At 35.4% G+C, this 9,958-nt stretch carries 9 protein-coding genes; 8 read left to right on the forward strand and 1 reads right to left on the reverse strand.

Going from position 1 to position 9,958, the window contains the following annotated elements; genetic code table 11:
* A partial coding sequence (locus tag E1171_RS14975; RefSeq protein WP_155206854.1) for a helix-turn-helix domain-containing protein occupies positions 1–1,012 on the reverse strand: 1,012 nt, incomplete at its 3' end.
* A gap of 241 nt (positions 1,013–1,253) precedes the next feature.
* On the opposite strand from E1171_RS14975, the gene E1171_RS14980 reads away from it, so the two are divergent.
* The 8 genes from E1171_RS14980 (at position 1,254) to E1171_RS15015 (ending at position 9,602) form a co-directional block, all read left to right on the forward strand.
* Positions 1,254–3,119, forward strand: a complete 1,866-nt coding sequence (locus tag E1171_RS14980; protein ID WP_155206855.1) for a PI-PLC domain-containing protein — start codon at positions 1,254–1,256, stop codon at positions 3,117–3,119.
* Between the two features lie 206 nt (positions 3,120–3,325).
* A complete protein-coding gene (locus E1171_RS14985; RefSeq protein ID WP_155206856.1) occupies positions 3,326–4,360 on the forward strand; it encodes a sensor histidine kinase in 1,035 nt (344 codons plus the stop codon).
* 6 nt (positions 4,361–4,366) lie between these two features.
* Positions 4,367–5,101, forward strand: coding sequence for a LytR/AlgR family response regulator transcription factor (locus E1171_RS14990; protein ID WP_155206857.1), 735 nt, complete (start codon positions 4,367–4,369; stop codon positions 5,099–5,101).
* 421 nt (positions 5,102–5,522) lie between these two features.
* Positions 5,523–6,323: a DUF3108 domain-containing protein gene (locus tag E1171_RS14995; RefSeq protein ID WP_155206858.1), complete on the forward strand. Its 801-nt coding sequence runs from the start codon at positions 5,523–5,525 to the stop codon at positions 6,321–6,323.
* 240 nt (positions 6,324–6,563) lie between these two features.
* Positions 6,564–7,097 carry a DUF1579 domain-containing protein gene (locus E1171_RS15000; RefSeq protein WP_155206859.1) on the forward strand — a complete coding sequence of 178 codons (534 nt, stop codon included), beginning with the start codon at positions 6,564–6,566 and terminating at the stop codon, positions 7,095–7,097.
* A gap of 188 nt (positions 7,098–7,285) precedes the next feature.
* Entirely contained in the window at positions 7,286–8,248 is a 963-nt protein-coding gene (locus E1171_RS15005) for a TolB-like translocation protein (protein WP_155206860.1), read from the forward strand.
* A gap of 439 nt (positions 8,249–8,687) precedes the next feature.
* Positions 8,688–9,233 (forward strand): hypothetical protein, encoded by a 546-nt coding sequence (locus E1171_RS15010; protein ID WP_155206861.1) that lies wholly within the window; start codon positions 8,688–8,690, stop codon positions 9,231–9,233.
* A 30-nt stretch (positions 9,234–9,263) separates the two neighbouring features.
* Positions 9,264–9,602 (forward strand): hypothetical protein, encoded by a 339-nt coding sequence (locus E1171_RS15015; RefSeq protein WP_155206862.1) that lies wholly within the window; start codon positions 9,264–9,266, stop codon positions 9,600–9,602.
* Positions 9,603–9,958: the final 356 nt, after the last annotated feature.

Genomic DNA, 9,958 nt, shown 5'->3' on the forward strand with positions numbered 1-9,958 from the left:
TCCCATTCAACTTTTTGAAAGTGGCAAAAAAGGTAGATTTTGAATTAAAACCACAGTCATAACCAATGGCCTCCAAAGTGAAATCATGATTTAATTGGAGTAATTTCTTAGCTTCCTTTATCCGATATTCATTGACAAACTGCGTGAAATTTTTTCCTAAATTATCATTTAGTAACTGTGAAAGACGGTGTGGTATAACATTAAGTTTTTTTGCTACATCTTGTAATTTTAGATTGGGGTCTTTGTATAACTCTTCACTCATCATCAATTTTTCTAATTGATCAAACATAGGGTTAGCTTCTTCCTCCATTATTTTTTTGTCTCCGTATTTTGGAGGATTAATGAACAAAATAGCGTTTATTTTCTTTCGAAAAAGAAACAAAAGTAATAGTAAGTAAAAGATAAAGGAGAAACAAAGGGCTCCTACAATATAGGAGATATATCTACAAGAATTGTAGGCAATACAAATGATCATCAAATTCCCCAAATAAATACTGAGTACCCATATTTCTGGGCTTTTAATTTTTTGTCTCTTAAGAAGAATATTTCGAAGTATATTCTTTAGAAGAAATGCTGATGCAAAGATATAAGCTGCCCATTCTAGGTTAATAACCTTACATATATATTGTCTCCAGTAAGTGGGATAAGTTTGGTAGGGGTAGATAATACCGATCCCAATCATAATAATTACAAGTGGAATAATATGGTATTTCCATTGCTTCTTCGCTTTTTCTGCTCCATGAAGTGCAGATTTTAAATAAAGGAATAGGAAGGGGCCAATAAAACTACAAGCGGAGCATCCTATTTGCAAGAAGATCTTTTGTAATTGTGGATTAAAATAGAAAAAAACTGATTTTCCGATTTGGACGCTCAAAACAATAAGCAAAGCCCCTAAAAAATAGTTAGACAATTGTTCTTTTCTGGCTTTAATAAGGAAAAATGTGCCTAATATCAGCCCATTGAATGCCCCCAATGCACTAAAGAAGAATAAAAGGAGATCTTTAAGATCCATGACTTGAAAATCAATTGTTTTGAAAATTGGATGATAAAATAACTAATGTTCTACAAAATACATAAAAGGAAATTTTTTGTAGATAATTTTTAAATGGTTTCTAACTAAATTAACAAAAAGGTGTAAATACTTTACATTAAATATTATTGGGTAAATGTAATTTTTTTGTTATATTAATTGATTGTAATTCAACCAATTAACAAATATTATGAAACATTGTATCCATTATTTTTCTTTATCTATGAAGATAATTTTTGTAGCTATCTTCCTTTTTTCTTGTGAAACCTTTGAAAATTCAACCCCTTCCATTGTGTCAAGTGAAGGAGAGAATTTCTCATTAGCTCCATCTGTAGCTCCTTCTGGTTATAAGGATGTTCAATTTGGTTTGGCCTTGCAGTATGATAATGGGGCAGTAACAGATGTTGCTGTTGATAAGTATGAAAGGGTGATTGAAGTCCATAAATCTCAAACCTATAATACACTTTGGTACCGTACAGGCAATATTAGAGAGAACACCATTTCCTGGACTGGTAGTAAACAGTATGATAATGGAAAGGAACCTTCAGTGGCTATGAATGATAAAGCAGTAGTGATTGAAGTGCATAGGACCAATAATTTCTTTTATCCGAACGATCTATATTACCATGTAGGTATTCTTAACGGTAGCTCGGTTTCATGGGGGAGTAGTAGAAAATATGATACGGGCAGTACGCCTTCTGTGGCGGTAAATAATAACAATATTGCAGTGGAAGTGCATAGAGGCTCCGGCAGTAGTAACCGACTTTACTATCGTGTAGGAAAGGTAAACTCTTCAAATAAAACGATTAGTTGGGGAAGTTCAGTGTTATATGATACTGGAGAAAGCCCTTCTGTAGCGATTGACGACAATGGTCTTGCAATAGAAGTTCATGATGGGTCCGGAACCTTATACTACCGTGTGGGTAAGGTGAACGAAGGGAGTAAAAGAATTGACTGGGGACCTTCAAGAGCTTATACAACTGGTTCACTTCCTTCGGTTTCCCTAACGGCTGGTGGAATGGCAGTAGAAGTACATAAGGCTAGTTCGATCGATAAGCTCTATAGTATGGCCGGAAAAGTAAATGAAGGGGGAAGAACCATAGCTTTTAGTGCTAGTCAATATTTTGATAAGGGAGATAATCCCTCTGTAGCAGCAAAAGAAAATTATGCCATTCAGACCCATGATGCAAGTGAATTGGCTACAGGGCTTTGGGCTTCTAGTTCCTTGATAACGGACCATGCCAATTGGATGTACAACATGATGGGAACAATTGGTCATAAAACGCTTGGAGAAATTGTTATGCCGGGTTCTCATGATGCGGGGATGTACCCTACCAGTCTTGGACAAACCCAGGATCATAATTTATATCAACAACTTACTGGTGGGGTGAGATATTTTGATCTTCGACCTGGTTCTGACGGGAATATACACCATGGTATTATTACGGGACCTCCTGTTGATGAAGTACTGAATGACGTGAGAAAATATATGGCAGAAGGTCATCAGGAATTGGTCATATTAAAATTCTCTCATTATGATGAATTTAATGACAATGCTTATGTGGAATTGGTCAATAAAATTCAAAATAAACTGGGTTCCTATCTTTTCCGGAATGAGAATAATGCTAGACTAGGAGAAATAAGCCTATCTGGATTCCTAAAAGGAGGAGGAAAAGTTCTTATCCTTTGTAGTGGGAATTATCCTATAAACAATGCAGCAGAGGGAATTTATACCTATAGGGATTGGAATAACGGTGACGCTTACAAAGGAGATTTGGTGGTTTTCGATAGGTATTCGAATACAACAGATTATGGGACCATGAGAAACGATCAGCTGAATAAATTTAATGCATATAACGGGATAGCCGCAGATGGGAATACCCCTTCTGATATGTTTCTTTTATCCTGGACACTTACACCTATTACTGATGTTTGGTCTTACTCTACGGAGCCTAATCGAGTACTTTCCCATGAGATGAAAAACATCCAAGCCAATGGTTCTGGGAAAATTCCTAATATACTATATGTGGACTATTACCAATATGCCAGGGTAACAGATGCCTGTATCTTAATGAATGAACGTTTTTAGGGAAGCCCGTCTAACAGTGTTCGAAAGCAGATTCAGTTCCTTGTGAGCTGAATCTGCTTTTCAAAAAAAGAACAAAGGAACAAAGTATAAAACATTTTTTCATTTTGAACCGTTTTACTTCATCTCAAAATAGAAGGTCCTTTATTTCTTGATTGAAATTAAACCCAATTTCCTATCTTTAGGGTTTGAACTCAGTTGGGTAAGGTATGAAATTTTTTTTAAGGAAGCATTTATTGCTGTTGCTGCATATTTCTTTTTGGGTAATTTACGGTTTCTTTAATCTATACAATATTAGTCATTACAATAGTCTAAAAGTAGCCCTAATCATTACTTTTGAGTTACTGTTCTTTAATATGGCTATTTGTTACTTTAATTATTTTATTCTTTTACCGAAATTTATCGGAAAGTATAAGATAACTCCCTATTTATTGAAGCTAATAATTCCAATAGTCTTAGTTGTTGGAGGTAGGTTATGGTTTGAAAGCTATATTTCTGAAGTATTTTCACAGGAAATGTCATATAATTATGAAATCACCCTTAAGCGATCTTTTCAGCTTACCATGGGCACTCTTTTTATGTTGTTTTTCGGGAGTTTGTTGAGGTTTACTACGGAATGGTTAGTACTGGAAAAAAAGAGGCAGGAGCTTGAAAAGCAGCAAATGGCTGCTGAATTGAAGTTTTTGAGGGCTCAGATTAACCCGCATTTTCTTTTTAATACCCTGAATAATTTGTACTACCTGGCGTACACTAAGTCCGATAATACCCCCAAAGTAGTTGATCGCCTTGCTCAAATGATGCGTTATATGCTTATTGATGGGAGCCAAAGGTTGGTTCCTTTAAAAAGGGAAATAACTTATATGCAACATTACATTGATCTGGAAAAGATCCGTTTGAGTCAAAAAGCTGAAATCACTTTTAAAGTCATTGGAGCGGTTGAACCCCTAGTGATAGCGCCCTTTATTTTTATGACCTTCCTGGAAAACGCTTTTAAACATGGCATCAATACGGGAGATAATGATTCCTGGGTGAGAATTTTTATTGAGGTCAAGGAAAAAGAATGCCTCTTTAAATTAGGTAATAGCAAAGGCTTGAAGAAACAGAATGAGTTCTCAAAAAGTAGTGGAGTGGGGTTGCAGAATGTGCGCCGTAGACTGGAACTAAGCTACGCCAATCAATATCGCCTGGATATTCTGGACGAAGTTGATTTTTATGAAGTTAATTTACATTTAAACTTAAGCTGATAGAATATGGAAAGAAAGTTACGGTGCCTTATTGTGGATGATGAACCCTATGCCCGACAGCTATTAGAGGAGTATGTCAATAAACTTCCATTTCTTCAGTTACAAGGAAGTTGTATAAATGCCTTTGAAGCCATGAAGGTATTGCAGGGCCAACCTGTGGATTTACTGCTGCTCGACATCAATATGCCGGAAATAAGTGGTATTACCTTGCTACGTACTCTACCAAAGCCACCGAAAGTGATTTTTACTACTGCTTTCTCCGATTATGCAGTGGAGGGATTTGAATTGGATGCTGTGGACTATCTGCTAAAGCCGATTACTTTTGATCGCTTTCTTAGAGCGATTAATAAAGCCTCAACACATTTGGAAAGCATGCCATTAACCGATACTTCCTCATCAAGTAAGGTCTCTGACCAGGAGCACATCTTCTTACGTGAAGGAAGTCGTTTTATTAAACTGAATCTTAACGACATTCTTTTTATTGAGGGAATGAAGGATTATGCCAGCATCCATACCAAACAGGGGAAAATTGTTTGTTTACAGCGGTTGAAGAATCTTGAGGAGCAGCTCCCCTCATTTGATTTTATCCGTATCCATAATTCCTATATCATTAGTATGCAAAACGTAAGTGCTGTTTATCGCCATAAAGTGGATATAGGGGACAAAACTATTTCGGTAGGAGAAACTTATCGCCAACGTTTCCTATCTTATCTTCGAACCCATAGCATCTCCTTTGAGTAGAGAAAATCTCTAAGAATTTGGATGTCTTGGAGAATGGGTGATCGACAGATCGGCTCTATTATCCATGGATTCCCCCTTTTTTTCCATCGATCCCCTTTTAGTTTCTTCTCATCCATTTGGTCGAATAAAAACCTAGAAAAATGGTGATAATGGCCGATCGGTCTAAAGTCTGGGTATGGTATTGAATTTATTATTCTCTTTGTATAAATGTAAAACGACAAAGTAAAAGGTCATAAAGAGGATAAAACTTCTTCAGAAGGCCAGGAGATATTAGTACCTAGGATTTCCTTGGCATTGTAGAAGGATAATCTTTTCGGATTATCAACTAAAGGTAAACCTAGAAGACCAATTTTTAGAAAAATTGTAAATAATCTTACAAAAGCTTATAAACTAACCGTAAGTTGTATATTGATAAAATTTTATGAAAAAGCTTCTCCTAATCCCATTTTTAAATGTGCTTCTATTTACAGCTGTATTTGCACAAGTTGATACCGTAACCTTCGATAATGGCATGTTGAAAATGAAGCATCTGCCTTTTGGGAAAAATTATTACCTAGTATATAATCAAGGGAGTAAAGATGGGCCAAAATACAATTTTTATCTTTGGGAAAGAGATTTGCAAAAAAAGGAGGTAAAGGGTATACCCTCTATTGTTCTTGATTGGGTTTGGCAATTCCCAGACAGTACTAAGGTTATAACGAAGAAAATGGTCGTCAAGGCCGATAACTTTGCTCCTGACAGTGAGAAAGTTAATTATAGTACCCATTTTGGAAAAGGAAGAAGTTATCGTCAAACCATTTTATTTGAAGAAAATAAGGTAGTTAGTTCAGCAGATACCTTGGAGCACAATACAAAGAAAATCCAACAGCCTTTCAAAGAAAAGCCTTTCAATTGGGAGCTGGACATGGAAACATTTAGTATGCTTCCTTTAGGGAAAGGAAAGAAGTTTGCTATCAACTTTTATCACCCGGGCGGATCTGCTCCTGCTTACTATACTTATGAAGTAGTAGGAGAGGAAAAACTACAATTAAATGGGAAAAACGTCGATTGTTGGTTATTGAAAACCGAATTTGAGAAGGGAAAGGGTTACGCTATTTGGTGGCTAGATAAGAAAAGCCATTTGACCTATAAAATGGAAGAGAAATTTGGGGAGTTGTATAGGTATAAGATTTGGGTAAACCCCACCCTTTTTAATTCTCTAGTCACAAGTAATAATGTTTAAGAATTATTCTATTTCAGGTTAATAAATGTATGGTGCAAATTATAATGTCGCTTGGCTGTACTTATCAGATATTTTATCGAGATAGATAATATGGCAGCTAAGAAGTTCTGCATGTTATTTTTTTACTTGGGGTTTTGTTTGGAATCATTTTTAGGGAATTCAAAAGCTTATATCTGAAATAGGATATTGCCGAAAAAATCCAGAAATATTTCTGTTCATAATTATATAAATCTTATCAATATGAAAGCAATAAACTTATTATTCTTAACGGCCTTATTGTTAAATAGTCACTTAGTGGTTCATGCTCAGAATAATGAGGTGGAAAAGGAATTGGGGAATGATTTTATTTCTTTCTTTACTGGCAAGTGGTATGGAACAGGAGAGTTTGCTAGTGGTAAACCTATTGAAGCCAATTTGAGTTTTGAAATGACCCTTGATAGCGCTTGGGTTATATATCACCACATAGATAAGAAACCAAATTCTTTTAAAGCTACTTCTATGTGGGGAAAAGATAATCAAACTGGGGAATTTATCGCCTACATTTTTGATAACTTTAAAGGTCATCGAAAATTTTCGAGTGAGGGCTGGTTAAAAGGAAGGTTGGTCCTTTTTGCTGAAAGAACGCATTCTAGTGGGAAAACTTATTTTGAGCATTTTGTTTATGAGAAACTGAATCAGGATAGTTTTAAGATGACTTATGAAGTTAGTGGTGATAATGAGAATTGGCGAATGGTCGACTATCTGGTCTTTAAACGAATTAGTGAATCCTCATGATTTTCTCTGAAAAATGATTTAAGAAGTCGTCGGACTCCCATCCATATTTTTTTAACCTAGCTTGTGAATTGATTGGTTTGTGGGAGATCTGTTGGGTAGTGGAGGCTTGTATCCCTAGGAGACTTTAAAATTAAATATTCTACCTAACCCCAATTATATTCCATTTTTAAAACTTTAATTTTTGACAAATGAGAAAGATTTTAATTATTCTATTGACCATTTTACAAAACGCTTATTTGGCATATTCTCAAAAAGCTGCTGATATCTTTAAAGATGCCGAGTTGGTGGGAGAGGGGGTAATATCTTCAAAGGATTTTGAGTTTAATTTTACGCTTACAGAAGAAGGTGATCTTGCTTTTTTTTCAAAGGCTGTATTACCTGATTGGAGACATATGTCTATCGTATATGCTGAAAAGAAAAATGGAAAATGGAGTGAACCACAGCTGGCCCCCTATTCTGGAAGGTATAGGGATGCAGATCCTTTTATTGCTCCGGATCAAAGTAAATTGATATATATTTCTAACCGACCTTCAAAATATCAAAAGAAACCTTCTGATTTTTCTCTGTGGTATGTATTACCTCCATTTGAAAAAACAAAGGAGCCGAGATTATTGGAAGGGGATTTTTACGAGGTGGGGATACCAACTTATCCCAGTTTTTCACTTAACGGAAATTTATATTTTAGTTCTAAAGGACATATTTATTTTGTAAAAAATGAGGATGGAAAGTATGGAAAAGCAAGAAAATTATTTGCCAATCGGTCTAAACCTACGGACGGGAATCCTGTGGTAGCCCCTGATGAATCCTTTATCATTTTTACCAGCCGAAGCCGGGAAGGTGGGTATGGACAAGCGGATCTTTTTGTTAGCTTTAATAATAATGGTAAATGGTCGGAGGCAGTAAACCTGGGGCCCAAAATAAATTCATATGGGAGGGATTCGGACCCAGGTTTGTCGACTGATGGAAAAACCTTGTATTTTACTTCAATGAGAATGGTAGGGCAATGGGATTTTTCGCCTAGGAGCAGGCAAGTTACAAATGAGGAATTTGAAAAAGAGCTTGCTGAAGGGTTAAATAATTTAAATAACGGTTTGCCAAATATTTGGGCGATCAATATCGAGAATATTCAGGCTCTTAATCCAGGATTTTGATTTGTTCAGGATTCTAGTAAGAGTACAGGTTTTATTTAGAGAAAAAACAAGGTTTTGAATTGGAGTTCGTATTTTTACAATTCTGAATAAGAATTAATCTTTAATCTTGCAGCTACATTTTTTAAAGCTTTAATGAAGGAGAGCAGCGCGAGGAAGGGTAAACATAGGTGGTACCTTTATCCCATTTATTACTATGTGTATATCCAACACGTTAGTTGTAAGTAGTAATTAAAGAATGATAATGAAAAAGGCAAATAACAAAATTTCGAAATCTTGGATGAGCTAGGAAATGTAGTAAAAGAATTAACAGGAAAATAGATGATTTACCATAATTTCAAAACTATATTATTACGCTGTTTATCCATAATTATGGGCGAATGGTTTTTTGGAAATAATTGAGAGTAATTATTAAGTATTTTTTTACATAACCCCAATAATTATGAAAAAAATAAGTTTTTTTTCCTTTTTGATTACTCTCTTTCTATTAAATAATTCTAATTTAATTCATGCTCAGAAAAGAGATGGGGAGAAGCGATTTCCTGAAGATTTTATTTCTTTCTTCACGGGAAAGTGGCATGGCCAAGGAGAGTTCGCTAGTGGAATGTCCATTCAGGCAGATCTAAGTTTTGAAATGACCTTAGACGGCACATGGATGATATATCACCACACCGATGGGCCCCCAACCTCCTTTAAGGCAACTTCTATGTGGGGTGTAGACAAATGGACAGGAGAATTTAAAGCTCACATCTTTGATAATTTCAAAGGCCATCGAAGTTTTGAAAGTCAAGGCTGGAAAAATGATAAGTTAATTCTCACTACAAAAAGGAAGCTTCCCAATGGAGATATTCAATTTGAACGATTTGTTTACGAAAAGTTGAGTCCAGATCGCTTCAAAATGACCTTTGCAATAAGTAAGGATAAAGCCAATTGGAGGATGTTTGATTATCTAATTTTTAATCGAAGCGATGAGGATTTTAATAATTGAAAAGGGAGAAAGATTATTTTTATTTTATTGATGGTTTTACCATTAACCTTTTTTGTTCAGACTCAAACTCCTGAAGATGTTTTTCATGATCCTAAGGTGGTAGGAGAGAGGACCGTTTCTTCTAAAGATTATGAGTTTAACTTTACACACACAAGGGAGGGTGATTTGGCATTCTTTTCTAAAACCTTATTACCTGGAGGGAGAAGAATTTTAATTGTATTTACTACCAAGAAGAAAGGAAAATGGGGTGGACGAACACTTTTTCCTTTTTCAGGTAAATATAGAGATATGGATCCTTTTATTCATCCAGATCAAAGTAAAATGATCTTTATTTCAGAACGCCTTTTGAAATATCAAAAAAAGTCCTAGGACTATTCTCTTTGGTAGGTTTTACCTCCTTTTGATAAAGCAAAAGAAGCGGTTCTTTTTGAGGGAGATTTTTATGGCCAACCTGTACCGGTTTATCCCAGCTATTCAATAAATGGGAATTTATATTTCTATGCAAGTGACAGTACAAGGGACGGAGACATATATTATGTGGAAAATAAGAATTGAAATTATGGCTTAGCCAAAAAACTGTCTTTTAATAGTCCGAAACATTTTGATCCTGTGGTGGCTCCTGATGAATCATTTGTCATTTTTGTAAGCTTTAACCATGAAGATGGTTTTGGAGATAGCGACCTTTTTGTAAGTTTTAACAATAATGGAAGATGGACTAAACTTGT

Source organism: Xanthovirga aplysinae, from assembly GCF_009711365.1.
Classification (GTDB): domain Bacteria; phylum Bacteroidota; class Bacteroidia; order Cytophagales; family Cyclobacteriaceae; genus Xanthovirga; species Xanthovirga aplysinae.

What these genes read in the sequence shown, in the direction of transcription:
- E1171_RS14980 (WP_155206855.1), top strand. Translation starts at nt 1,254, where the DNA reads ATGAAGATAATTTTTGTAGCTATCTTCCTTTTTTCTTGTGAAACCTTT.
- E1171_RS14995 (WP_155206858.1), top strand. Translation starts at nt 5,523, where the DNA reads ATGAAAAAGCTTCTCCTAATCCCATTTTTAAATGTGCTTCTATTTACA.
- E1171_RS15000 (WP_155206859.1), top strand. Translation starts at nt 6,564, where the DNA reads ATGAAAGCAATAAACTTATTATTCTTAACGGCCTTATTGTTAAATAGT.
- E1171_RS14990 (WP_155206857.1), top strand. Translation starts at nt 4,367, where the DNA reads ATGGAAAGAAAGTTACGGTGCCTTATTGTGGATGATGAACCCTATGCC.
- E1171_RS15010 (WP_155206861.1), top strand. Translation starts at nt 8,688, where the DNA reads ATGAAAAAAATAAGTTTTTTTTCCTTTTTGATTACTCTCTTTCTATTA.
- E1171_RS15005 (WP_155206860.1), top strand. Translation starts at nt 7,286, where the DNA reads ATGAGAAAGATTTTAATTATTCTATTGACCATTTTACAAAACGCTTAT.
- E1171_RS14985 (WP_155206856.1), top strand. Translation starts at nt 3,326, where the DNA reads ATGAAATTTTTTTTAAGGAAGCATTTATTGCTGTTGCTGCATATTTCT.
- E1171_RS15015 (WP_155206862.1), top strand. Translation starts at nt 9,264, where the DNA reads ATGGTTTTACCATTAACCTTTTTTGTTCAGACTCAAACTCCTGAAGAT.